Annotated in this window: 25 protein-coding genes and 1 pseudogene; 11 read left to right on the top strand and 15 right to left on the bottom strand. The window is 42.4% G+C overall.

The features are described 5' to 3' along the window. Positions 1 to 2 precede the first annotated feature (2 nt). The 10 genes and pseudogenes from BUB08_RS05610 (at position 3) to BUB08_RS20765 (ending at position 8,547) form a co-directional block, all read left to right on the top strand. The gene (locus BUB08_RS05610) at positions 3 to 1,505 is read left to right on the top strand and encodes a DUF4832 domain-containing protein (protein WP_072999672.1); all 1,503 of its coding nucleotides are present in this window, start codon (positions 3 to 5) and stop codon (positions 1,503 to 1,505) included. Positions 1,506 to 1,584: 79 nt separating this feature from the next. After that, positions 1,585 to 2,646: a family 43 glycosylhydrolase gene (locus tag BUB08_RS05605; RefSeq protein ID WP_072999670.1), complete on the top strand. Its 1,062-nt coding sequence runs from the start codon at positions 1,585 to 1,587 to the stop codon at positions 2,644 to 2,646. 70 nt (positions 2,647 to 2,716) lie between these two features. Then, positions 2,717 to 3,058, top strand: coding sequence for an IS66 family insertion sequence element accessory protein TnpA (tnpA, locus tag BUB08_RS05600; protein WP_072999668.1), 342 nt, complete (start codon positions 2,717 to 2,719; stop codon positions 3,056 to 3,058). A 3-nt stretch (positions 3,059 to 3,061) separates the two neighbouring features. Then, positions 3,062 to 3,433 (top strand): IS66 family insertion sequence element accessory protein TnpB, encoded by a 372-nt coding sequence (tnpB, locus tag BUB08_RS05595; RefSeq protein ID WP_072999666.1) that lies wholly within the window; start codon positions 3,062 to 3,064, stop codon positions 3,431 to 3,433. Between the two features lie 97 nt (positions 3,434 to 3,530). Then, positions 3,531 to 4,865: an IS66 family transposase gene (gene tnpC, locus BUB08_RS05590; protein ID WP_072999664.1), complete on the top strand. Its 1,335-nt coding sequence runs from the start codon at positions 3,531 to 3,533 to the stop codon at positions 4,863 to 4,865. 72 nt (positions 4,866 to 4,937) lie between these two features. After that, positions 4,938 to 6,173 carry a tyrosine-type recombinase/integrase gene (locus tag BUB08_RS05585; protein WP_072999662.1) on the top strand — a complete coding sequence of 412 codons (1,236 nt, stop codon included), beginning with the start codon at positions 4,938 to 4,940 and terminating at the stop codon, positions 6,171 to 6,173. Continuing rightward, the gene (locus tag BUB08_RS20590; RefSeq protein ID WP_072999660.1) at positions 6,170 to 7,150 is read left to right on the top strand and encodes a tyrosine-type recombinase/integrase; all 981 of its coding nucleotides are present in this window, start codon (positions 6,170 to 6,172) and stop codon (positions 7,148 to 7,150) included. The genes BUB08_RS05585 and BUB08_RS20590 overlap by 4 nt, the downstream gene beginning before the upstream one ends. Then, positions 7,134 to 8,204 (top strand): tyrosine-type recombinase/integrase, encoded by a 1,071-nt coding sequence (locus BUB08_RS05575; RefSeq protein WP_175549954.1) that lies wholly within the window; start codon positions 7,134 to 7,136, stop codon positions 8,202 to 8,204. Before BUB08_RS20590 ends, BUB08_RS05575 begins: the two co-directional genes overlap by 17 nt. Before the next feature lie 127 nt (positions 8,205 to 8,331). After that, positions 8,332 to 8,388 (top strand): annotated as a pseudogene (locus BUB08_RS20770) (hypothetical protein); the annotation flags it as partial. Positions 8,389 to 8,409: 21 nt separating this feature from the next. Continuing rightward, positions 8,410 to 8,547 carry a transposase domain-containing protein gene (locus BUB08_RS20765; protein ID WP_394332729.1) on the top strand — a complete coding sequence of 46 codons (138 nt, stop codon included), beginning with the start codon at positions 8,410 to 8,412 and terminating at the stop codon, positions 8,545 to 8,547. Between the two features lie 382 nt (positions 8,548 to 8,929). Here BUB08_RS20765 and BUB08_RS05560 read toward each other — a convergent pair whose 3' ends face one another. From BUB08_RS05560 to BUB08_RS05500, 13 genes are all read right to left on the bottom strand, one after another. Beyond that, positions 8,930 to 10,393, bottom strand: a complete 1,464-nt coding sequence (locus BUB08_RS05560; RefSeq protein WP_072999907.1) for a TRAP transporter large permease — start codon at positions 10,391 to 10,393, stop codon at positions 8,930 to 8,932. A gap of 4 nt (positions 10,394 to 10,397) precedes the next feature. Then, entirely contained in the window at positions 10,398 to 10,877 is a 480-nt protein-coding gene (locus tag BUB08_RS05555) for a TRAP transporter small permease (RefSeq protein ID WP_217651565.1), read from the bottom strand. Between the two features lie 11 nt (positions 10,878 to 10,888). Next, entirely contained in the window at positions 10,889 to 11,872 is a 984-nt protein-coding gene (locus BUB08_RS05550; protein WP_072999655.1) for a TRAP transporter substrate-binding protein, read from the bottom strand. A 14-nt stretch (positions 11,873 to 11,886) separates the two neighbouring features. Then, positions 11,887 to 12,558, bottom strand: a complete 672-nt coding sequence (locus tag BUB08_RS05545; protein WP_072999653.1) for a bifunctional 4-hydroxy-2-oxoglutarate aldolase/2-dehydro-3-deoxy-phosphogluconate aldolase — start codon at positions 12,556 to 12,558, stop codon at positions 11,887 to 11,889. 30 nt (positions 12,559 to 12,588) lie between these two features. Beyond that, positions 12,589 to 13,626, bottom strand: coding sequence for a sugar kinase (locus BUB08_RS05540; RefSeq protein WP_072999651.1), 1,038 nt, complete (start codon positions 13,624 to 13,626; stop codon positions 12,589 to 12,591). Between the two features lie 78 nt (positions 13,627 to 13,704). After that, a complete protein-coding gene (gene uxaC / locus BUB08_RS05535; RefSeq protein WP_072999903.1) occupies positions 13,705 to 15,108 on the bottom strand; it encodes a glucuronate isomerase in 1,404 nt (467 codons plus the stop codon). A gap of 10 nt (positions 15,109 to 15,118) precedes the next feature. Beyond that, on the bottom strand, positions 15,119 to 16,453 hold the full coding sequence (locus tag BUB08_RS05530) for a tagaturonate epimerase family protein (RefSeq protein WP_262493937.1): 1,335 nt from the start codon (positions 16,451 to 16,453) through the stop codon (positions 15,119 to 15,121). Between the two features lie 37 nt (positions 16,454 to 16,490). Next, positions 16,491 to 17,846, bottom strand: a complete 1,356-nt coding sequence (locus BUB08_RS05525; protein ID WP_072999650.1) for an Nramp family divalent metal transporter — start codon at positions 17,844 to 17,846, stop codon at positions 16,491 to 16,493. A gap of 29 nt (positions 17,847 to 17,875) precedes the next feature. After that, the gene (locus BUB08_RS05520) at positions 17,876 to 18,922 is read right to left on the bottom strand and encodes a zinc-dependent alcohol dehydrogenase (RefSeq protein WP_072999648.1); all 1,047 of its coding nucleotides are present in this window, start codon (positions 18,920 to 18,922) and stop codon (positions 17,876 to 17,878) included. 163 nt (positions 18,923 to 19,085) lie between these two features. Continuing rightward, a complete protein-coding gene (locus tag BUB08_RS05515) occupies positions 19,086 to 19,622 on the bottom strand; it encodes an archaemetzincin family Zn-dependent metalloprotease (RefSeq protein WP_072999646.1) in 537 nt (178 codons plus the stop codon). A gap of 65 nt (positions 19,623 to 19,687) precedes the next feature. Further along, complete coding sequence (locus BUB08_RS05510) at positions 19,688 to 21,034, bottom strand: sigma-54-dependent transcriptional regulator (RefSeq protein ID WP_072999644.1); 1,347 nt, start codon at positions 21,032 to 21,034, stop codon at positions 19,688 to 19,690. Between the two features lie 11 nt (positions 21,035 to 21,045). Then, entirely contained in the window at positions 21,046 to 22,713 is a 1,668-nt protein-coding gene (locus BUB08_RS05505) for a sensor histidine kinase (RefSeq protein WP_072999643.1), read from the bottom strand. A 170-nt stretch (positions 22,714 to 22,883) separates the two neighbouring features. Next, a complete protein-coding gene (locus BUB08_RS05500) occupies positions 22,884 to 23,597 on the bottom strand; it encodes an SDR family NAD(P)-dependent oxidoreductase (protein ID WP_072999641.1) in 714 nt (237 codons plus the stop codon). Positions 23,598 to 23,648: 51 nt separating this feature from the next. On the opposite strand from BUB08_RS05500, the gene BUB08_RS05495 reads away from it, so the two are divergent. Next, the gene (locus BUB08_RS05495) at positions 23,649 to 24,746 is read left to right on the top strand and encodes a phosphatase domain-containing protein (RefSeq protein ID WP_072999639.1); all 1,098 of its coding nucleotides are present in this window, start codon (positions 23,649 to 23,651) and stop codon (positions 24,744 to 24,746) included. An 81-nt stretch (positions 24,747 to 24,827) separates the two neighbouring features. Here BUB08_RS05495 and BUB08_RS05490 read toward each other — a convergent pair whose 3' ends face one another. Further along, positions 24,828 to 25,022, bottom strand: coding sequence for a hypothetical protein (locus BUB08_RS05490; protein WP_072999638.1), 195 nt, complete (start codon positions 25,020 to 25,022; stop codon positions 24,828 to 24,830). A 20-nt stretch (positions 25,023 to 25,042) separates the two neighbouring features. After that, entirely contained in the window at positions 25,043 to 25,696 is a 654-nt protein-coding gene (locus tag BUB08_RS05485) for a redox-sensing transcriptional repressor Rex (RefSeq protein WP_072999636.1), read from the bottom strand. Between the last annotated feature and the right edge of the window lie 26 nt (positions 25,697 to 25,722).

The raw sequence follows: 25,722 nt of genomic DNA, 5'->3' as shown, positions 1-25,722 counted from the left end.
GTATGGAAGGGATAAACCGACGAGAATTTTTAAACAAAATGGGACTTGCAACAACTGGTATGCTATCAGTTGTTATTGTCCCCAATAATATGCTATCAACGAATCATTCATTAAAAAAAGGAAGGACAGACCCCTCTGATATATATGAGTTTTTCCCTGAAGATAACGGCAAAGCATTGGTAAATCCGGATATGGGTTGGACCATGCATTTTTATTCGAATCTGCTGAGTAACTATGGTTCCAAATTAGCACCTTCAGACACCCTGGACGATTTTCCGGGGTTAAGTACTGTATATCTTCGTATTCCCTGGGCTTTTGTTCAACCTGAAGAAAACCAGTATACGTGGGAAATTCTGGATACGCCTGCCCAACGATGGATTGAAAAAGGGAAAAAAGTAGCGTTCCGGATTACTGCAACTGAAAACTGGATGCATCAGGGAACTCCTCAATGGGTGTTCGATGCAGGAGCTAAATATTATAAGGCTCACGATTATATTGAACCTGATTATGACGACCCAGTTTTCGTTGAAAAAGTTGAAAAATTTGTTGCGAAGATGGCCGAAAAATATGATGAAAATCCTAATGTTGCGTTCGTTGATGTTGGTCATTATGGCATGTGGGGAGAAGGACATACAATTGTTTCCACTCCTGTACACGGAAAATCATGGGGAATAAAAACTCAAAAAAAACATATCGATATTTATTGCCGCCACTTTAAAAAAACCTTGCTGTGTATTTCAGACGATTATGCCGGCGCATATACTCCGGGAAAACGTTTTCCTATTATGGATTATGCTTTTTCACGGGGAGTGACCATGAGAGACGACAGCATACTGGTACAAAAAGCGCCGAAGCAATGGTTTCACAGCGAAATGGCGCAGCTATTCTGGCCGTCGTTACCTGTTATTTTGGAACATGAACACTATGAAGGCTCCAAAGCCAGGGGGTGCTGGAATAAAGAATTGCTTATTCAATCGATAGAAGACTATCATGCATCCTATATGTCCATACATACCTGGCCAAGATTATTATTGAATGAAAATGAAGATGTAATAAGTCGAATCAACAGGCGTTTGGGATATCGGCTGCAGGTTACTCATTTAGTATACCCAAAAGAAATAAAAAAATCAGAATCTTTCATTATACAATCCGTTTGGAAAAATGTCGGAGTTGCACCATGTTATGCCGGGGGGTATCCTTGCTTTACATTGAAAGACAAAAAAGGAGGAATAGTTTCAGTTTTAGTCGACCCCTCTTTTAATGTAAAAAAGATGCAGCCAGCGCCTCCGGGAGAAGCAGCAGAATACCCATTGACTTCCTCATTCGTTGTGGCTCCTTCATTTCATGATATAAAAGGCCTTTTTTCAAGAACATGTCTGCCCGGAACGTATGATTTATATATCTCTGTAGGAACTCTTGATGGGACTCCAATATTCGAGCTACCCTACAACAATTCAGATTCTCATAAACGATATAAAATAGGAAATATTACTTTAGCTGAATAGCTAACTTCAACGGCTGCCAGTGGCGGCTTTATCATACAAAATCAGCATAAATATTGCGTAATCTTAAAAAAATACACAAATGAAAAAAATATTTGGCAAAACATTTTCAGCAACGCTGCTCCTAATAATATCTGCTTGTAACAATACGCCTGTTGATGAGGATGAATTCAACAACTCGAAATATTATAATCCTGTAATCGCTCACAATTGTGCAGATCCTTCGGTAATTGATGACCGCGACCGAACAGGGTACTTTTATTCATATTCAACTCAGAATGGAACCAGCGGCGCATCCGATTGCGTTTATCTTCCGATATATAGATCCAAAGATTTGGTAACCTGGGAATACATTGCAGACGCATTTGGCGAGGACAGACCGCAATGGCGAGAAGATAGCAGAATGTGGGCTCCGGATATAAATTACATCAACGGAAAGTATATTCTCTACTACGCTGCTGGTCTTTGGGATGCCCCCCAATGGAGTGCAAGTGGAGTGGCTGTTTCAAATTCTCCTACTGGACCTTTTGAAGACCAGGGAATGCTTATCGGATACGAAAACACGGGTGTGAAAAATTCAATCGATCCTAATTTTATTGATACAGGAGAAGGGAAATACCTTTTTTGGGGTAGTTTTGGTGCTAATTCCGGCATCTGGGCTATTGAACTGACAAATGACGGTTTGGCAATAAAAGCAGGAGCCAAAAAAACATTTATAGGCGCCAATAATATGGAAGGCGTATACATTCATAAACATTCCAACGGGTACTATTATGCATTCACATCCAAAGGGCTGTGCTGTGAAGGCAAAGAGAGTACTTACCATATTGTAGTAGCACGTTCAAAAAATATTTTAGGCCCGTATGTTAGTCCTGCGGGAGAGCCACTAACCAATGAAGGTTACAGCTACACAATACTTCAATCCAGTGAGGACAAGTTATTCACAGGAACCGGGCATAACGCTGAAATCATTACAGATGATTCTGGACAGGACTGGATGCCTTACCATGCGTATTGGGCAGAAAACGGCTATAACGGTCGGTGCATGAACATAGATAAAGTATTTTGGGATGAAAACGGCTGGCCTTACTTTAAGGGAAAGACTTCTTCTTCTTCAGACGAAAGCCCGAAATGGACAAAATAGCACTGTTTATACGTATCCCCTCTACCAACCCCGTCTTTCCAGTTGAATAACCGGGGCCTACCTTCGCGCCATGCGAAAAAATCAGAAGTATAGCAAAGAGGAGATGTACCTGGCCATTGAGTTATGGCAGGAAAGCGGATTGTCCCAGGTTAAGTTTTGTTCACGTGAAAAACTCTCAGTAAAGACATTCAGCTACTGGCTGAGGAAGTACAGAAAGGAAAAGGCGTTCCAGGTTAAGGGTGACAAAAAAGTTTCCGACACATTTATTCCTGTGGAAATCTCCAGAGGTGGAACTCCAACCGAAACAAACGCAAATTCCGGGCGGATAGATGTATCTTTTTCAGACGGGGTCCAGCTGAGTTGTCCGGTCGGGATTGATATCAGCCAGTTGAAAACCCTGATAAACTTTTAGCCCATGTTTGCCCTGTCATCTGAAAACCGGTTCCATTTGTACAGCCAGCCAACTGATATGAGAAAAAGTTTTGACGGTCTGAGCGGACTTATACAAAATATTCTTGCCCGCAATCCCTGTAATGGCGATGTGTTTATTTTCATTAATAAACGCCGCGACAAAATTAAACTACTGCACTGGCAGGGAGCGGGGTTCATCCTGTATTACAAACGCCTGGAGAAAGGTGCTTTTGAACTTCCCCGGTACGACTCTTCGGCCGGGAGCATTGTCCTGGATTATGCCAAGCTGGTGATGATTATCGATGGTTTGAGCATTGAAAACATTCAAAAAAGAAAACGTTACACTTCGCCAACCGGAGTTGTAAACGAAAGTTAGGAGCCAAATATTTACCCCATTATTTATCCGAATAATACCTTGATAACTCCCTCTGTTTTTTCTTCTGAAAAACCTGTATTTACAGTATTTTTGTCGTATGTCAAAGGCACTGGGAAATATGAGTTACGAGCAGCTTTTGGAGGCTAACAAAAAGCTGGAGTCTGACAAATCCATATTAGAATCGAAAGTATCTCAACTCCAGTTTCAGGTTGACCAAATGAACCGTTTGCTTTATGGTTCAAAACGCGAACGTTTCATAAAAAACGAGGATGAAAACCAGATGAAACTCCCCTTTGATGTTCCTAAAGAAGCCCAGCCGGAAAAACAAGAAGAAACCATTACCTACGTTCGTAAAAAAACAAAACGGGTAAACCACCCCGGGCGCATGGCGCTTCCGTCTCATCTTCCGGTTAAAGAAACTGTAATTGAGCCCGAGGAAGACACCACCGGCATGAAATGTATCGGACGCGAAGTAACCGACCAGTTGGAGCTGATTCCGGCAAAACTTTTCATTAGGCGGTTTATTCGCCCCAAATATATCAAACCTGAAGATGAAGAAACATTGACACAAAAAGGTGTTATTGCCCCGCTTCCGGTGTTCCCCATTGAAAAAGGGATAGCAGGACCCGGACTTTTGGCGCAGGTAATGATTGATAAATTCGTCGATCACCTGCCGGTTTATCGTCAAATCGAGCGGTTTAAACGCGAAGGCATCAAAATCCCGTCATCGACCCTTAACGGATGGCAGGAATCAGTCAGCAGTTTGCTTTGGCCGCTGTATGAAAACCTGAAACGAAGGGTATTGCAGCAAGGATATTTACAGGTCGATGAAACGCCAATCCAGGTACTTGACAAAACAAAAAAGGGAAAAACTCACCGCGGGTACCACTGGATTTATTCATCGCCACTGGAAAAAACCGTGTTGTTCGATTATCAGCACGGCCGTTCAAGGGAAGGGCCATCAAAACTATTGAAAAACTTTAAAGGCTACCTCCAGACCGATGGTTATACTGTTTATGATTTTATCGCCAAAAGAAAAAACATAACCCATCTCAATTGCATGGCGCATGCCCGAAGGGGGGTTGAAAAAGCATTGCCTTATGATGAAGAGAAGGCCGGGTATGCCATGGATATGTTCCAGAAACTTTATGCCATTGAACAGGTAGCCAGGGAGGAAAACTTTTCGCCGGAAGAACGGTATAAACTCAGGCTTGAAAAATCGCTCCCGCTGTTAAACGAGATGAGCAAATGGATGGTGAAAACCTGGAAAACATCACTTCCAAAATCGCCCATTGGCAAGGCTGTGGCTTATTGTCTGCCCCGATGGGATAACCTGATAAATTATCTGCACGACGGCTCGTTGGAAATCGACAACAACCTGGCTTATCCAAACTTTACCATTATCCAAATACTTAGTCCAATAGTCATATAATCAATATTTTACCTGTTGAAAGTTTGGATAATATTATTGTAAATTGTGTCCATAAACTAAATATAATATCATATGGATACATCAAATCTTCGGAAGATACATCAAAAGTTGATGGACTTCCTTATTAAAAACGGTTACAAGAAAGATTCTCTCCTGCAAACCAGAAAATGTATCAGGTTGGCTTTGGAAGCTGGTACATCACCAGAAATTAACTCGTATGAGGAACTTTTTTTTCTTGAAGTTAAGAAACGTGGCTATAAACCGGAAGAGGGAAGGTATAAACATTTAAGGACTTATATGGGAAATGTTAAACAGTTTGACTGTAAAGGCATATACCCAGGAGGAGTTGGCTCCAAAAATGGATTTCTCGCATCTCCATCTTTATATGACCAACTGAATACAGTTTTTCAATCAGCTATAGACAATCATTTTAGATTAGGCGGATTGCATGAAAAACGTGAAAAGACCGTATGGACAGAGGCTCGTGCAGCGATGAATTTCTTCAAACATTTGCAAAACTGTGGCGCTGAAACATTCCTTGATGTTGAAAACAAAATGGTTTATACATTCTTTTTCAATGGAGAACAACAAATTAGAGGCAAAGATTATTGTAACTTGATTAAGGCTGCATTAAAAACAGCTGTGCAATTATATGGAGAGCCGGCACTAAACATTCTCGAAATGTTGCCGAGTATAAAAGCCGGCAACAAGAATTTCCAGTATCTGACACCGGAAGAATCAACAAAAATACGAGAATGCCTTGAAAACGAGACCTCGGGACTGACACACCTAGAACGGAGTGTCGGATGGCTGTTATATTTTCTGGGACTAAGGGGAACTGATATCTCAAACCTTAAGCCAGAAAATATTGATTGGAAACATGACCGGATTCACCTTATACAATCAAAAACAGGGGAGCCATTAACAATGCCCATGAATGCAGCAATAGGAAACGAGCTGTTTGATTACATAACAACAGAAAGGCCTAAAAATGCCGCGCAGACTGTTTTGGTAACAAAAAGCCGGCCTCATGGTGAACTGAAATATCTTGGAGGCATAGCTCGGAAGCTTTTAAGAAAATCGGGAGTACGAACCGATGGAGAGCCCAAAGGATTGAGAGTACTGCGCCACCACCTGGTCACATATCTTTTAAGTCACGGTGTTGAATGTGATGTTGTTTCTTCGATTGCCGGCCATAGCTCTCCTGAATCCATCAAACCGTATGCAGATGCAGATATTGAGCATCTGCGTGAATGCTCAATAAGCGTTGCTGAATTTCCGGTATCAAACGAATTGTTCGAAATATGAAAAGGCCGTTTAAATCCTTTCTTGCGCCGCTTTTTGAAGAGTTTATCCTGAGCAGGCAGGCCGCAGGACAATGGTGCAAGACTTATTACGAGAACCTGCATTATTTTGACAATTACATTGCTGACAAATATCCGACAGCGGATATCATTACCGATGAAATGACTTCTTGGTGTAATCCAAGACCGACAGAAAATGGAAATTCTTGTAGGGTACGAACTACGGTCATATGGAACTTTATAGATTATGCTCGCAAGCGTAAATGGACGAAATCGAGATCGAAAAGAAATTCTGCAAGTGTTCCAAGTTCATATTTACCTCATTATTTTACACGAGAAGAACTGGTTTCCTTTTTCCATGAATGCGACATCTACTTCATGAAGCTGTCATTACGACAAAGGAGTCTCCATGCCCTGCTGAACCGCCTTGAACTCCCGGTATTCTTCCGCCTTCTTTTGAGTTCGGGAATGAGAACCTGTGAGGTCAGATGGCTGAAGTGCAGAAATGTTGACCTAAAGAATGGAGTGGTAGAGATTGAAAAGTCTAAAGGGGCCGGCCAACACCGTATCGCACTTCACCAATCAATGCTGGCTATTCTAAAAAAGTATAATGTAGCTATGTCAGAACTGATGCCGAGGCGCGAATACTTTTTCCCGGATAGGAATGACAATGTACATACTCCCGCATGGGAAGGATATCACTTCAGAAATATCTGGTACAGATTGAATACCGAAGCAGCACGTGCATATGATCTTCGTAGTCATTACGCAGTAACTAATATTACCAAATGGGAGGACCATGGGTATGAATTAAGCGGAAAACTTCTTTTTCTGTCCAGAAGCATGGGGCATAAAAGTATCCAAAGTACATATGGTTACTTCCATATAACACCGATGCTCACCGACAAACTGAAAAGGAATACCGAAAACAGTTTCAACAATGTCTTACCTCAATTATCAGACGATGAGAACGAAGAATAGTATAAAAAGTAGCATTCCCCAGCAAGCAAAGGATCTTGCACGTTATACATATGACTGGATTAATATCCATATTCCTTCACTGAAGACAAGCAGCTGCCATACTGAGCGGTCGTATAGATTATCCCTTTCATTATATGGCAGGTTTCTGGAATCCAATAAAGGTATCACACCATTCAATTTGAATGGTGAATGTTTCTCCGTTGAAAAATTGAATGAATGGCGGACGTGGTTGAAGCAGGAACGGGGAGTATGCAACGGAACTTGCAATAACAGAATGGCGGCAATAAAAAGCCTGTTGGAATACATCGGGGGAAGAAACCCCGCATACAGTTATCTTTATATCAGAGCCTCCGAACATATACATTCTCTCAGAGAGCCTAAAAGAAAGGTAAACGGAATGAGTAGAAATGCGGTACAGGCTGTATTTGCAGTTCCTGACACGACAACACGCATAGGCTTGAGAGACCTTGTCTTAATGATGCTGAGTTACGGAGTTGCTGCCCGTATTGATGAAATACTTTCATTGAAAGTTCTTGACATCCATCTTGAGGCAAAGGAACCTTTTGTTATTCTTCATGGTAAAGGGGGTAGGATTAGATCGATATACCTTCAAAAGCGACTTGTTGAATGGCTGGAGCGGTATCTAAAGTTGTTCCATAAAACTAATCCGAAACAGGATGACTTTCTGTTTTATTCCCCATGCCACGGAACACGAGGCAAACTGACACAACCTGCTATTAGCAAACGCCTTAAGTTATATGCAAAAAAAGCCCATGAAAGATGTAAGGAGGTTCCCCTCGACCTACACAGTCATTTATGGCGTCACAGTATGGCATGTCATTGGAGAGAAGACAACATCAATATCGTTGAAATAAAGGAATTGATGGGACACTCCAGTCTGCAATCAACAATGATATATCAGGATGTTACAGAAGAACAAAAAAAGGCTGCAATTGAAACACTAGAAGATACTGTAACCAAGTCCATGAGAAAAAAATGGAAACTACCCGAGAACAAGGGATTGGCTGCATTGTTTGGAATGAAAATCGAATAAAGGCAATAATATTATCCTAACTTTCCACAGGCAACACATTGTCTGCATGATTGTTAAAATGAAAGTTGGGATAATATAAAAGTTTGGATAAACTAAGTTATCCAAAGGTTTTGATAACTGGGCAGAAAATGCCATTCGCCCGATTGCGTTGGGGAGAAAGAATTACCTGTTCGCCGGTTCAAGGAGAGGCGCTGAAAGGGCAGCTATGTTCTATTCGTTTTTTGGCACATGCAAAAAGAATGATGTCAACCCGTATGACTGGCTCAAAAAAGTACTGGAAGTAATCCCGGAATACAAAGTGAGCAAACTGCATGAGTTATTGCCGCAGAACCTCGAACTCTAATCCCAGCATAAAACAAAGAAAAACTATATTCAAGGATTTTCTATGACCTGCTTGGTAGAGGGGATACGTTTATACGAACAAATAATTAGAATGAATATCAGAACTTATATATACCTAAATTAATCCCCAATTATGAATACAGGCTCAGATACTAACAAAAACAGGTAAACTCTAGAGCTATTCTGTTCACAGATAAAAAAAGATAACGGCAAAACTTTTCGATTGCCAAATTGAATATATCTATGTCAACAGCAGGAAAGATCAACCTTTTCCGTATAGATTACAAAACATTAACAGGAACAAACTCAAAATTTAAACACAAAAAAAAACCGGAAGCACATTTAGATGTTTCCGGTTTTTTTATTCTTCGGTTTTATAAAAGTCAGAATCCAAACTTAGCAGGCAGCCACAAGCTAATTTGCGGAAAATAGGTAACCAGCAACAAAACAACAACCATAGCCAAAAACATGGGCAATAACGGTTTTATTACTTTGTCGATACTAAGCCCCGCAACACTACAGCCGATAAACAGTACCGAGCCCACAGGAGGAGTACAAAGTCCGACACTCAGGTTGAGTACCATAATAATTCCGAAGTGAATAGGATCAACTCCCATTGCTGTAACAATCGGAAGGAATATCGGTGTGAAAATAAGTACGGCCGGCGTCATGTCCATGAAAATACCTACGAAGAGCAAAATCATGTTAATAATCAACAAAATTAAGAATGGGTTACTGGTAAGAGACAGCAAGCCCTCGCTTACATTTTGTGGAATATTTTCGTACGCCATTATCCACGACAAGCCCAAACAGGTTGCAACCAACAACATTACAATTCCTGTTGTTTTTACTGAGCGAAGAATAATATCAGGAAGATGTTTAAATGTAACTTCGCGGTAGATAAACGCCAAAATCAGCGAATACAAAACTGCAATGGCCGATGCTTCGGTTGCGGTAAAATATCCGGCTACAATTCCACCAATTACAATAACCAGCATTAACAAACTGGGAATAGCATCAAGAAATTTTTTCGTTCCTTCCAGTGCTTTTTTCTTGTTATTTTTGGTTTTGAAAAATCCCCAAACAGCAATAGCGGCAAGTATTACATATAAAAGAATACGATTAACCACAGGAGAAAAATTAGCTCTGGAGAAACTTATTCCCTGATAAATAAGAATTACTGCGGCGGCAACCAATGTAACCACGCCCAGCGCTTTTACAGCTGCTTTAAAACCATTTTTCTTATAAATAAGCATGGTTATTGCCGTAATAATTATTCCTACTCCGGTTAAAATTCCGGGCAGGTAACCCGCAAGAAACAGCGCAGTAATTGACACTCCGCCACTGGCCAGAGAATAAACAATTAGAATATTACTTGGCGGAATTGACAATCCCGTTGTTGCCGAAGTAATATTTACCGCAGCGCTGAAATTCTCAGCGTATCCTTCTTTTTTCATTTCGGGTTGCATAATACTGCCGATTGCAGAAGCAGATGCAGCAGCAGAACCGGAAATAGCACCAAAAAGCATATTTGCAATTACGTTTACCATAGCCACTCCACCGGGAATTCCGCCAACTAAAACGCGGGCAAAATCAATAAGGCGTATGGCAATTCCCCCGCTGTTCATTATGTTTCCGGCTAAAATAAAAAAGGGAATGGCAAGCAGCGCAAAACTGTCAAGTCCGGTTGCCATGCGCTGCGAAAAAGTAGTTAATGCAGGAATCATATCAATGCTAACTAGCATGGTTAAAACACCGGAAATTCCTATACCAAAAGCGATAGGGACACCTAACGCCAATAAAATCACAAAACTGAATATCAGAATGAATATTTCAACAAATTCCATAGTCTTAATTTTTCCGGTTTTCTCTAACCATTCGAACAATATTATCAATATCAAAGTAGGCAATCAGAATACCGCTAATGGGAAGAACCAGGTAAACCAGTCCGAGCGGCAGCCCTAGCGCTGCTGATTTTACTGAAAGGTAAAAACGGGTGTAAACCAGCCAGGTTCCACCTGCCAAAAGTACCGTAACAGCAAACAGAATAACCACTACACTAATTATCAGTTCGAGTTTAAACCTCCGCTGAGGAGTACTGCGCTGAAGCAATAAATCGATGGCCAGGTGCTCACGTTTTCCTGAAACATAAGTGGCGCCGAGCAATCCGACCCAAATCAGCAGAAATCCCGCCAACTCGTCGGTGAAGCTGCTTGGAGAGCTCATTACGTAACGACTGATTACTTGCCATAATACATCAATTACCAAAATACTCATCAGAAAAACGAGTACCCATTCCAAGGCTTTGTCAATGTTTTTTCGTATTGTCATAATTTCCGATTTTATTCAACAGCCTGAATTCTTTTGATGTAAGAATAAATAACCTTATTGTCGCGGTAGCTTTCAAGCAAAGGCTGAACCCGCTCAATAAAAGGCCCTTTTTCAGGATAGTTAATTTTAACACCTGCTTTTTGCACTTCCTCCAGCGATTCGATTTCCGATTCGGCCCAGAGTTTTCGTTCCAGAGTCGCGGATTCGTCGGCAGCCTGTTGCAGCCACTTCTGTTCTTGTTCAGAAAGCTTGTCCCAGATAATTTTACTTACAACCAGCACGTCAGGAATGGTAGTATGCTCATCCAAAGAGTAGTACTTACACACCTCATAATGCCTTGATGTATAAAGGCTGGGCGGATTGTTTTCTGCACCATCAACAACACCACTTTGCAGGGCAGTGTAAAGTTCACCCCACGAAATAGGAGTTGCAGAACCACCCAGGGCACGAATCATTTCCACAGCAGTAATACTGCGCATCACCCTTATTTTCAGTCCCGACAAATCATCAGGATGAGTAATTGGTTTTGATTTGGTATAAAAGCTACGCGAACCGGCGTCGTAATAACACAACCCACGTATCCATTTGCTTTCGGTACTCAGCAGCAAATCGTGGCCAATTTCGCCATCCATTATTTTAAAGGCGTGTTCCTTCGATTTAAAAATGTAGGGCAACCCGAATACTTTGTAATCTTCGGCAAAACTTTCCATTACTGCTGCCGAAACTTTAGTAATGGCCAAACTACCAATTTGCACGAGCTCAACGCATTGCTGCTCTGAGCCCAGCTGTTCTGCAGGATAAACCTCGATGGTCATCTTTCCGTCCGACAACTCCGCGCACCGTTGAGCCATAAATTCCATGGCTTTATGCACCGGGTGGTCGGTAGGAAGACCATGTGCCAGCTTCAGATCGGTAGTATCATCCGGACCGGCGCACGATATGGTCGCCATGAGGAAGATAACTCCCAGAAATTTAATTAGTTTTTGATAATCCATTAGATTTCAGTTGATTATTTTTTGTACTTGCTAATAATAGTTAGCGCTTCTTCGCATTTTTCGGTAATGTATGAATAATTTCCGTTTGCCAAAACCTCTTTGGGGAACAATTTCGACCCCATTCCAACGCAGGTTACACCCGCTTCAAACCACTCTTTCAAGTTATCTTCGGTGGGAGAAACGCCTCCAGTTGGCATAATGCTAGCCCAGGGCATCGGCCCTTTTACAGCTTTCACAAAACCGGGGCCTCCAACCTGCGAACCCGGGAATATTTTCACTACCTCTGCTCCCAGTTCATGCGCCTTTCCGATTTCGGTAACTGTTCCGCAACCCGGACTCCAGGCAATTTTTCGCTTGTTGCAAACTTTTGCCGTGGCTTCGTCGATTAACGGAGCAACAATAAAGTTAGCACCCAGTGCAATGTACATGGCGGCAGTTCCTTCGTCGACTACCGATCCCACTCCCATTATCATTTCGGGGCATTCTTGTTGTGCCCATTTATTTAATTCAGCAAAAATGAGTGTGGCGAAATCACCACGGTTGGTAAATTCAAAAAGCCTCACCCCACCGTCGTAACAAGCCTTTACCACTCTTTTGCAAATTTCTGCATCGGCATTGTAAAAAACCGGCACCATTCCGGTCTCTTTCATTTTCAATGCCACTTCTATTCTTGTATATCGAGCCATATTTCAATTGATTTTTAGTTTTTTTTTTATTTACCTGGCTACCCTGCCCGAGGCGTCGCCGCCCATCAGTTTTTCCACTTCGTCAACAGTAACCTGGTTAAAATCGCCGTAGATGGTATGTTTCAGACAAGATGCTGCAACAGCAAAATTCAGTGCTTTCTGGTCGTCTCCTTTGTAGGTCAACAAGCCGTAAATAAGTCCGCCCATAAAAGAGTCGCCGCCGCCAACGCGGTCAACAATGTGGGTAATCTGGTAAGTAGGCGCTTCAAACAAATTTTCGCCATCCCAAAGCACACCCGACCAGGTGTTATGGTTGGCATTTACCGAGCCACGCAGCGTGGTAATTACCTTTTTACACCGTGGGAAACGTGCCATAATTTGTTTGGAAACTGATTCGTAAGCAGCTCCTTCCACATGACCTCCGGTTACATCAATTCCTTCGGGTTTAATGCCCAAAACTTTTTCAGCGTCTTCTTCATTTCCAAGAACAACATCTGTTCCTGCCACCAATTCAGGCATCACTTCTCCGGCAGTTTTCCCGTATTTCCACAGGTTTTTCCGGTAATTCAAGTCACACGAAACGGTTACTCCCAACTCGTTGGCTTTTTTTATGGCCTCCAGACAAACATCGGCTGCATCCTGAGAAATAGCCGGAGTAATGCCCGTCCAGTGGAACCAGCCGGCGCCTTCAAAAACAGCGTTCCAGTCTACCATTCCGGGTTTAATCTCCGAAACAGATGAATGAGCGCGGTCGTAAACCACTTTGCTGCCCCTGCTTACCGCACCGGTTTCCAAAAAGTAAATACCGAGGCGTTCGCCACCCCAAACAATTTGTTCGGTGCCAACGCCGTATTTGCGCAAATCCATCATACAAGCGCGGCCAATATCGTTTTTAGGCAGCCGGGTAACAAAATCAACCGGGATACCGTAATTGGACAGGGAAACAGCCACGTTGGCTTCCCCTCCGCCATAAGTAGCTGTAAATTCATTGCTCTGTGAAAATCTTTGATAGCCGGGGGTGGCCAGGCGCAACATTATTTCGCCGAAAGTAACGACTTTTTTATTCATTGTTTAAAATATTTTGACATTTTGCAATCGATTGCAAAGATAATATTCCTATGGGAATTTAAAAATTACACGAATGTGTTATTCAAAATTAAAATAGGCTTTTGCATTATAAAAGCAGATATTTTCAACCATCTGCCCTAACAGTTGCATATCGTTTGGAACCTCTCCGTTTTCAACATCTTTACCAATCAGGTTACAAAGCGTACGGCGGAAATATTCGTGACGCGGATAAGACAAAAAGCTCCTTGAATCGGTGAGCATGCCCACAAAACGGCTCAGTAACCCAAGGTTCGACAAGGCATTCATCTGTTTTTCCATTCCGTCTTTCTGATCGAGGAACCACCAACCCGAACCATATTGCATTTTTCCAGGGACAGAGCCATCCTGGAAATTACCAATCATGGTTGCAATCAATTCATTATCGCGAGGATTCAGATTGTACAAAACGGTTTTTGTGAGTTTGTTCTCCATATCCAGCCGATCCAAAAATTTTGAAAGCGGACGTGCAATTTCAAAATCACCGATGGAATCCAGCCCGGTGTCAGGACCGAGCTTGTTATACAAACGCGTGCTGTTATTACGCAATGCTCCCATGTGGTATTGCTGTGTCCAGCCGCGAGAGTGATCCATAATTCCAAACTCGTACAACATACACGATTTGAATTTCCGGATTTCCGAATCGGTCAACTCGTTTCCACCCCTTATTTTTTCAAAAAGAACACTGATTTCTTCTTCTGTGTAATCCTCTGCAATAGCTGTTTCCAATCCGTGGTCAGACAAACGGCACCCGTTTTCATGAAAAAATTTATGCCGCTTTTCAATGGCTTCCATAAAAGAAGAAAAGCTATTTATGGTTGTTTGCGAAACTTCAGCCAGTTTATCTACATATTGATTAAACGCGGCAGCATTTTCCACGGCCATGGCTTTGTCTGGCCTCCATGCCGGCAACACATTTACTTCAAAACCACTCTCTTTTATCTGTTTATGATATTCCAAAGAATCAACAGGATCGTCGGTAGTACAAATGGTATGTACATTTGCCATTCGGATAATATTCCGCACCGAATATTCCGGGGTCTGCAATTTGGCATTGCATTCATCCCAAATTTCCTTTGCCGTTGAAGGGTTGAATATTTTATTAATTCCAAAAAAACGCTGAAGTTCCAGATGCGTCCAGTGATAAAGCGGGTTACGAAGTGTATTCGGAACGGTTTCCGCCCATTTCTCAAACTTTTCCCAATCGGAAGCATCGCCGGTACAATACCGCTCGTCAACGCCGTTGGTACGCATTGCTCTCCATTTGTAATGATCGCCATACAACCAAATTTGAGTCATATTCTCAAACTGCTTGTCTTCGGCAATGTCCTTCGGCGGAATATGACAATGGTAATCGAAAATAGGCATTTTTGCCGCGTGTTGGTGATATAGTTTTTGCGCTGTTTCTGTTTGCAGCAAAAAGTTTTCATCCATAAAATTCTTCATGATTTCAATTTTAAAGGTCAAATAATCTGGTCAGGTGGCGATCGTAAATATTTTCTTCCACACAACCACCCACAACATCAGCATATTTCTTTAACAAATCGGTGTATTTCGTTCCCATTTCTGCAGCTACTTTATAGCCAACATGCACAAGTTGCCTGAAATTGGGATTGTAATCTGCATGCCCCGGGATATGTCGCAGGGTATTTGCAAATTTTTCGCCGGTCCAGCCTGCCACTGTTTCGGGCGACGGAAGCAGCGATTCATCGATGTCAATCACATCGGCGTATGGAGCGCACAATTCCTCCTTGCGTTTCAATGCTCCGGCATAAATTTCTTTAGCAACAAGCAACCCTTCGTCTCCCGAAATTGAAAGGCCAATCACCTCTTCAAGCCAGGTTGTGCCGGCAGTTTTCACATGAAGTCCTTTGTCGTATTTTTTTATAATTGCGGCCATTATCGGATAGATGGTAAATTTATCGGAACCGGAATGAACGCTGAGTTTCAGGTTTGAAGGAAGGCCAAATGCTTTTACGGCATAATCGATAACCAGCACATCCTGTTCAAATTCTTTGGCAAACTGCTCTGCATCGCCCACATAATCCACGCCTTTATTAAACCGCCCGGTAAATTTCGGAGCGATGGTTTGAGCCGGTATTTTTTCATCGGCAATCATTTTCAAAATAAAAAACATGTCAACCGGAGTCTGAGGTGTTTCCACTTCGTCCATGGATACTTCGGTTACAAAATTGCCAGCGCCTTTTTTGGCCTCAATGTGCCGGTAAATTTTTCCGGCCTCTTTAACGGCCGCCAGATATTTTGTGGCTACTTCATCCAGTAAATCATCTGAAACAGTAATAGGCTCTGCAATTCCGGGGATGTTGACTTCTGTCCCCAGTGAGGTGCACGATTTTTTAAATGCCTCCACTTCGGCGGCAGGCGATTCATTTCCTATATACATGGCAACGTCAAGCGTAAAAAAATCGGCATGATCGATGAACCGATCCACGTTGGTAAGATTGATATGGTCGGCATCCACAAAATAAGGTCTTGTCCACCCCAACTTTTTCACAGCCGCGTCTGCTTCAAGGCGTGTGCCTTCCGGTTCGGAATGAATGGTATTGTGTTCACGGTTTGACTTATTCCATACCGGCGAAACCTCAACGCCTTTTTCATTTGCCTTTAAAATTGCTTTTAATTGAGCTTCTCCTTCGTGGTTAAAGCGGTCTCCCACTCCAAAACTGTACTTTCCCAATATCATGTTTTCAGTAGTTAAAGTTTTTGATTTAATACGGATTTTAGTTTCCGTGTACGAACACGAAAGTAGATATATATTTTGTACTTTCAAAGAAAAATCAAATGTTATGGGAAAAATATCTTCCGGTTCAGAGCAGAGAAACTAACCCGTAAAACCCTACTAAAAAGATAGAAACACAGCTTATCCACAACATTACATCGTAAAATTTTGAAGACTCCAAACCATACTGTTTCTGCCGATGCCGAAAGTGCAAACCGGCATACACAATAATAAGCAACATAAAAAAGGTGATGATTCCTCCGATAGTAACCATTAAAACCGGAAGCTTTACCCAAACCAGCGCAATAATCCACAATACCGGAAAAACCCAGGCTAGAATTGCAATGGTTTTTCGCCGTTGGTGCCGGTCGAAGAAATCAATCCAGCCTAACTGGCCGAACAAATCGGAAAAAATACGGGTGCGGGCGGCGAGCGCAGAAAACAGCGTAGAAAAAAGAACGATAAACGACCCGAAAAGAAAAAATCCTTTTGCCCAGGCTCCGTATGCTCCCGTGTACATTCTGGACAGCACTTCAATCATTTCAAATCCCCACGGAATTTCGCCTCTTTTGTACAACACCGCGGCGCCAAGCAGATAAAATGCAGCGGTAACAAGCGTGTAGATTATCAAAGAAAGAATGGCATCCATATTCATTACTTTTATCCAGCCCCTGGCGCGTGCACGCCATTCAGCAGTATCTTCAAACGGACCGGTAAATCTTGCGTACCCTTTTTCGAGGCACCAGTAATTGTAAGCAACAATCTCATCTCCGCCAACTCCGGTGAGGCCAAAGGCAGCAATTGCAAATCCAACACTGGCAGCAGGAAGTTTAAACTGCAGCCCTTCCAGTACTTCGTTGAAAGTAAAAGCGCTGGCCGTGTGCTGAAGCATAAATACCGCAACCACAGTAAAAATGGTAAACAACAACATGAGCACTACCGACATTTTTTCAATAAAAAAGTAGTAGCCTTTGAAAACAAGTGCGGCAACCACTATTCCAACCAAAATGGCAAACCAGTGAATACTTACCGACGGGAAAGCCATGTTTAACGTAATTGCCACCCCGCCAATTATTCCGCCCAACTGCAACGGTTTGAAAAGCCACAGAAAAAGCCATGTCCATAAACTCCAATTGGCATTTTGCTTACCAAACCGGGGGCCACCTAACCGGTTGAGCGATGTAAAAACCGTTTCGCCGGTGCGAATGGCTTGTTTTCCAAACTCAAGCTGAATGGCAACCTTTACGGCGCAACTTACCAAAATAACCCAGAGCGTAACAAACCCTGCCTGAGCACCAAGGGTAGTTGTGGAAATCAATTCGCCCGATCCGACAACCGAAGCCGACAAAATAAATCCCGGGCCAAGGTATTTTAGTTTTCCTGCAAAAGATGTGGGCGGGGATTTAATGCCTTCGTGGGTTCGAATATACGGATCGGCGTTCATAGTTTATTTGATTAAGTTTTATGCACCATTCAACTAAAATCCAGCAATACTTTCAGATATTTTCCCTTTTCTTTTTGAAGCAATTCAAAAGCCTGTTGGGTTTCGGAGCCGGGCATCACTTTCGAAATCAGTGCATCGGGTTTAAGGTTTCCCGCATTCAGGTGGTCAATCACCTCGGTAAATTCGCCATCGCTTACGCGCGAAGTAATTATCTGCCCTTCTTTCCAGATTAGCTCTTTAAAAACTATTGGTGCAGGTTCGTCTCCAAGCCCCAGCACACACACTTTTCCACCTCCGCGCAAACTTTGAATACAGCTTCGCACCGGAGTATTAACGCCCTCTATTTCTTCTGCATGTCCTACTGCCTCAAAAGCGATATCAACACCTTTTCCGCCGGTGTGTTTTCGAATTACCTCCACCGGATTTTCTTTTTTGGGATTAACAGGAATAACATTATCATAATTTCCGACAGCAATCTGCAACCGGTTTTCCAGCGGATCCACCATAAAAATAGTTCCGGTTGTTTTTGTTCGGGCAGCCTGCAAAATCACCTGCCCCACCCTGCCGGCTCCCCAGATGGCGATTATATCTCCCTCTGCAGTTTGAGCTCGATTGTTGGCATGAAAACCAATCCCGTAAATTTCTACCAGCGCCACGTGCTGATCGGGAATATGTGGAGCGGTTTTAAATAGCATGTGCGGAGGTACCGAAATGTATTCGGCAAAGCCGCCGTTCATGTCAACTCCCAGCAGTTTCAGACTGGTACATGCAGGGTAATGCTTTCTTTTGCAGGCCGGGCATTCGCCACACCAGATTATAGGATCAACAGCCACTTTATCGCCCGGGTTAAATCCCGACACGCCGTTTCCCACTTCGGCAACCACCCCGCCCATTTCATGCCCGGGAATAAACGGAACAGGCGAACGCGGATGAAAATCTCCAGGGAAAATATGCATATCGGTTCCGCAAATGCTGGCAAACTGAATACGCACCAACACTTCGTCTGGTTTTACTTTCGGGGTTTCAACATCTTTCCATACAAAATGGTTATACGACTCCAAAACTGCTGCTTTCATCAATTTCTTGGATTACAAATTAAGCTCCTAAAATAGAAACTTATTGCTAGTTACGTTGTTTCGGAATACATGTTGTAGAATATGACAAAAGTCAGAAAAGCCCAAAATCCGACCACAAGAAAAAACATTAACACACATTTTTCCGGCAGTCGCTAAAAAATATTTAACGGGTTTCTCCCAGCTTTTTCCGGCATTTCGCGCAAAAAGCTGCTTCTTTTTGGTCAACATCTTCGATGTATGTACTTGGCCGCATCACGCAGGCCGGCGAAATGCAATGCGTGAGTCCGAATGTATGTCCCAGTTCGTGAATAATTTCCTTTACAAAACGGTCAAACAAAAGGTCATCATCTTTTTTCAATCCGTACAACTCGCTTTTCAGGCGAAAAACAGACACAACGCCGGCATTGCCTTTGTAAATTGCCTGGCCGATAATGTAAGTTAAAATGGGGATGAACAAATCGACCCGAAAAAGCCCGATTGTTTTTCGGTGGTCTGCACCGTATTCTGAATGGATAAACTGAATGAGCAGGTTACCATCGTACTGCCGCCGGGCAGGATCATAAAATTTGGACAAATCGGCATAACCCGATTCCACCTCAACGGGAATCCCGAAAACAGCCTGCACCTCTGCCGCAATCTGCTGCAACAAATCCTGTTCAAACTGTCCGAAAGAAATCAGTAAAATTTGCTGTTTATCCAATTGAAATGCTTTTCAGGTAACACAACTATTCTTTATTTTACGGATGAAAAGATGCAGCAGAAAGCTCACTTTTCTTTATCCTTTTTCAGATTGTACTTTTTTATTTTGTTGTAAAGCGTAACGCGATCCACTTTTAGCAGCTTTGCCGAGCGGCTGATATTCCAGTCCAGTTTATCCAGAATTTGCTGAATATGATTTTTCTCCAGCTCCTGCAGGCTTTCTGCCGAACTAACCGGGACAGATGTGCTAATGGGCAAATCTTTCAGCCTTATTTCTTTTCCGTTTCCAATTACGATGGCCCGTTCAATCATGTTTTCCAGTTCGCGCACATTTCCCGGAAAATCGTACTGTTCCATTCGTTTTAGGGCAGCCGGTTCGATGGTTATCAAATCGCGGCTCATTGAATTGCAGTATTTTTTTATGAAATAATCAACCAGAAGCTGAATATCCCCGGCTCGCTCCCGTAACGGCGGAATAGAAATATTAACCACATTGAGACGGTAGTAAAGATCTTCCCGAAACGCCTTCTCGTCCACCATCTTTTTCAAATCGCGGTTGGTTGCGCAAATCACCCTAAAATCGGAATGAATCTCTTTATTGCCGCCCACCCTCACAAACTGTTTCGACTCCAGCACCCGCAGCAGCTCAATCTGCATTTTGCCGGAAATGGTACCGATTTCGTCTAAAAAAATGGTGCCTCCATCGGCAATTTCGAAACGTCCTTTTCGGTTAAACATGGCACCTGTAAACGCGCCTTTCTCGTGGCCAAACAGTTCGCTTTCGAGCAAATCTTCCGACAAAGCGCCACAATGCACGGTAACCAGCGGGAAAAATTTTCGCGACGAATTAGAATGTATTGCACGGGCAATCAGCTCTTTTCCGGTTCCGCTTTCGCCGGTAATTATTACCGATGAATTGGACTGCGAAACACTTTCCACATCTTTTAGAACTTTCATCATTTCGGGGCTGTTGCCCACAATATCTTCGATGTTTTCCAGCGAAACAATGCGGCTCTTCAGAACCTCATTTTCAGATTTCATTTCCACCTGCCTGGCTGCATTCCGAATCAAATGAGAAAGGTCATCCGGATCAAACGGTTTGGTGATGTAATCGAAAGCGCCGTCTTTGAGCGCCTGAACCGCAGTTTCAACCGATGCAAATGCAGTCATAATAATTACGATGGCGTCCGGATCGAGCGTCCGGATTCGGCGGTGCATTTCCATACCATCCATTCCCGGCATTTTGATGTCTGCCAGAATAATATCGAAATGGCCGGCTTCCAGCATCGACAACGCCTTTTTGGCGTTTTCGGCACACGCCACCTCAAAACCGTCTTCAATAAACCAGTTGTAAAGCGAATCCCGAACCGACTCCTCGTCATCAACGATTAACAATGATACGTTGTGTGTCATTTTCTAAAAATTTAATCTTTAACCAATGGTAAAATCACTGACATGGTTGTACCTTTTCCCGGCTGCGAATCGACATCCACACGCCCTTTGTGGCTCTGTACAATTCCGTGAACAATTGCCAGCCCGAGGCCTATTCCGCTGGCCTGCCGTTTTGCCGAATAAAAAGGTTGAAAAATCATCGGAATATCTTCGGCCCGAATTCCTGCACCATTATCAACAATTTCTATTTTAAAATGCTCTGCGTCGGGGTTGCCCGTTCGCATTAATATTTCGCCGTTTTCGGTAACTGCCTCCGAAGCATTTACCAAAAGCGCCACGCAAACCTGCTTAACCTGATTCTCGTTGCAAAAAACAAAGTCATTTGCCGCTTTAAAATCAGCATAGAAATGTATGTTTGCCATTTTCATCTGATGCTCAAGCAGGTCGAAAGTTTCTTTGAGTACCTGATGAAGGTGTATATTTTTAAAATCTTCCTGGCCTTTTCTGGAAAAATCCATAAGCCCTTTTACAATATCGCCACACCTTTTTGTCTCCTTTTCAATAACCGTTAAATGTTTCAGCAACGTTCCGGAAAACTTTTCATCCAAATCCATCCGGCTTATTTTTTTGGAAACCAGTTTGGCGTAAGTTAAAATGCTGGACAACGGATTATTAAGCTCGTGTGCAACCGACGAAGACAACTTACCCAGCGAAGCAATACGCTCAATATGAATCAATTCATTCTGAATTTCGGAAAGCTCTTCAGACTTTTTCTGTACTTTATATTCCAACTGGTGCGACCAATTTTCCAATTCCTTGTTTGCGGCATCAAGGTTATCCAGCATATTATTAAATGCCAGCGAAACCATTCTCATATCGTCCAGCAAATTCGGATTTATTTCCAGCCGGCGGTTCCTATCGCCTTTAGAAACTGCTTCGCTGGCGGTAATCAGCGCAGTAAGCGGTTTTCTGATTTTTCGGTTGGTAAGGAAAATTAGCACAGACACAAGAATTAACGTTGTTAGCGTTGCCAGCAGAAAAAACTCTGCCGACGACTGCGAAACAGCTTTATCCAGCGATTCGAGCGGCACCTTAATTATTAACGAACCCAGCACTTCCTCATCGGCGCTGTGGAAATGGCACGAAGCAGTATAACACGACGGTTCATTGAGAATCGGGGTGCGAATCATTAACTGCCGGTGGCCGCCATTGTTTTCGCTCATGTTACAAGCGCTTTGGTAATCTATAATTTTGTATACTTTGTCCTTGAGCGGAAACATGGTTCCGAAATCGGCGTGGCAACTGATGCAATCAGGATCGCTATTTCTTACCGTATCTGCAAAAATGGAAGAATGTACCAGTTCATTCTCGTGGTCGTAAAGGTTAACTTCATCAACGCCCGACATGTTGTTTATAATATCCAGGGTACTGTGCAGGGCGGCATCGTCGTTTTTCAACATTGAATAGTACAACGAACCCTCGATAATGGAACCGATGTCGTTCCCCCGCTGCCTTATTACCTTGTCGAGATATTCGCCATAAACCGAATTAAAAATGGCTCCGAATGCAATAAAAAGGATAAAAGACAAAATTGCGATTATGTAAACTACACGGGCGTAAATAGACGATTTAAAACGCAAATATTTGTATGCAAACGTCCTTATTCTTCCCAGGTTTTCCGGTCCTCCTGACAGCTTCATTTTGGTTCAATTTTCGTAAAAAGTGAATAAAAATTCAACAGTTATCATCTGCGTGCAAATTACAAAAAGAACTTATGTTTCAGGCAACTAAAAAGGTTCTTTAAAACATATCGGGGAAATACAGTTTTGGGAAAAATTCAGGAATCTGTAAAAATTTTCAACACTTACAACTACAAGTGCATTTTTCTCACATCCTGAAAACTGCCGCTTTCAACAGTTCTCACCTTTTCAATTGCTGTTGCAAATATCTCTGCTGCGTCTTTTGGCGAAGGCATTTCTGAAGTTCCTTTGGCTCGTTTCAATCGTTGAACCACCGGAAATTTCTCTTCGTTACCCAACGAGGAGATGTATTCCTGCATTCCGGTATCAACAAGTCCGGGCGCCAAAGCAGAAAAGTGTGCGCCAACAAATTCTTTGGCGTACAAACTGATGAGCATGTTCAGCGTGGCTTTCGAAAGCGAATAGGCATTCCAGCCCCGTGCACCACTAACCGCAGCCCCCGAAGAAACTGCAACAACCTGTTTAATCTCCGGTATTTCCTGAAACAAATTCTCAATAAGCACTTTATTCGCCCACACATTTACCTGCATCACTTTTTCGATTTCGTCGAGGCTGGTGTCTTTCAAATCTTTTATTTCGTTCAGCATTCCGGCGTTGAGAATAACCAGGTCAAGTGTTTTTACATCTTTCAGAAAGGAAACCAGGTTGGTCTGCATTTCTCTGAACCGGGAAATATCCTGAACCAAAAAATGAAAATTGGGAAAAAGGCTTAATTCCTCGTTCTTTTTCCGGCTGATTCCGTAAACGGTATGCCCTTTTTCCAGGTAATTTTTTGCCAATCCGAAGCCGAATCCGGAGCCTGTCCCGGTTATTAAAACATTCATAATTAATTCGTTTTTACTAATTTTAAAAACTAAAACAAATAACCGAAAAAATTGCTTACGCTGCTAATAAACAAATTACTTTTAAAGCGAAACCTCCGCAAACAAACCGCCTTCAGAATTATTCCCTACCGAGGATACGGAAACGAAGCAGACGTTTTTGTAACCGGCAGGGTAACAAGCAGAAAACAACCAATCAGGCCTCAGAAAAAGCACCACGCTATTAACAATATGCTGGCAACTATAAAACGTTATTCGTCCGCCGGCATTCGGGGAATAAAAGTACAAGCCGTTTTTATGGAGCAGACAAAAATTTCTGTTACCGATGAATACGGGTTCGTTTCATTTCATTTTCATTTTGAGAACGCCGCAGAAAGATTGCTTTCCGACAGGTGGCATACTGTGCATTTTGAACTGATTAGCCCAAACACAAAGAACAAAATTTCGTGCAGTGCAACAGGCGAAGTAACAATTATTCCGCACCAGCAAAAAAGAATTTTTATTTCCGATATTGATGATACGGTGTTGCTCTCCCACTCCACTAATACGCGGAAAAAACTGAAACTCATGCTCCTGAAAAACGCCTGCACAAGAACGCCGTTACAGGGAGTTGCGAATTTCTACAAGGCGCTTGCAAGCGGAAGAAACCAAATCGACGACAATCCATTTTTTTATGTTTCGAACAGCGAGTGGAACCTTTACGATTTTATGGAAGATTTCTTTGATTTCAATTCTATTCCCAAAGGAGTTTTCATGCTCAGAAAACTAAAAAATGGCGTATTGAAAACAGCCGCATCAAAGGATGAAAACTACAGGCAAAAACAAACAAAAATTGAATCCCTGATACGGTTTTATCCCAATCAGAAATTCGTGCTATTTGGTGATAATGGACAGCAAGACCCGCTGATCTACAACGAGCTTGCAAAAAGATATCCGAACAAAATTGAAGCTGTTTTTATTCGAAAAACCGATTCGCACTCATTTTCTCAAAAAATGGATTTTAAACGGGCAACCGGGCAGGCAGCCTCAAAATATTTTGAAATAGCCGATACGCAGGAAGCGGCTGTGATTGCAGAAAAACTTGGTTTAATTGGCAATAATTATTTTGATAAAAAAGGAAACCAACAGAAGGAGGAAAAAAAGGCGCGGTAAATTCAGAAGAAAACCTCCCGAAAAACCACGCCCTAAAAACACTATTTAAATACTTTGCAAATTATAAACGGGCCGGAGCAATTACAACGTTTGCCAGCGTGTGGCACTTCGGTAAACTGTTGCATATTCTTCTACCGGCATGTTGTTATTTTCGTCCGATAAATTTATTCCAATCACATCTTCACAATCCTGAGAAATATCATCTTTTGATAAATTAAAGAAATTTTTCTTTATATATAAATCCAAACAATTCATCAATTTTTTTAAAGTTTTCATTTCTCTTAGTTTTTTAGTTATTACAAATTAGCATCACTTAATCGCCGCAGTAACACAGCAGCGTAAGAACTCATTGAAGTATTTTGAACGATAATTTTTTCAGATAAACCCAATTTAGCCGAGGTGAAATTCCAAATGGCCTTTATTCCGCAATTCACCATATCTTCTGCAACTTCCTGCGCAACGTGGTTAGGCGTGGTAATAATGCCAATTTTTACATTCAGGCGATCAGACAAGCTGAAAAGCTTGTTGTATTCGAGGACATAAATTCCACCGATTGTTTTACCTATTTTCCTTTCGTCTACATCAAACGCAGCCAGAATTTTCAGTCCGAGCGACTGGTGTTCCTGGTAAGCCATTAAAGCGGCTCCCAGATTTCCGGCTCCAACTAAAAAAGCTTCATTCACTTTGTTGAACCCGAGAAAATCTTCCAACGCGTGAATTAACTCATACGTGTTGTACCCTACCCGCGGTTTTCCGCGCACGCCGGTAAAAGCCAAATCTTTTACAACCTGCGTTGGGTCAAGCCCAAGTTCCTTTCCAATGGTTGGCGCCGAAATATTAATGGTTCCGTCTTCTTTCACCTGCTCCAGAAAATACAAATAACCGGGCAGCCTTTTTAATGTTGGCTCCGGCGCCTGGCTTTTGGGTTTATATTTTCCTGTTTCTTTCATTTAGGTGAATTGTAACTTTCGTGATT

Origin of the sequence: Mariniphaga anaerophila, from assembly GCF_900129025.1 — a bacterium.
GTDB lineage: Bacteria > Bacteroidota > Bacteroidia > Bacteroidales > Prolixibacteraceae > Mariniphaga > Mariniphaga anaerophila.
Note: the sequence above shows the minus strand (reverse complement) of the source record. Positions and strands in the feature narration are given on the sequence as shown.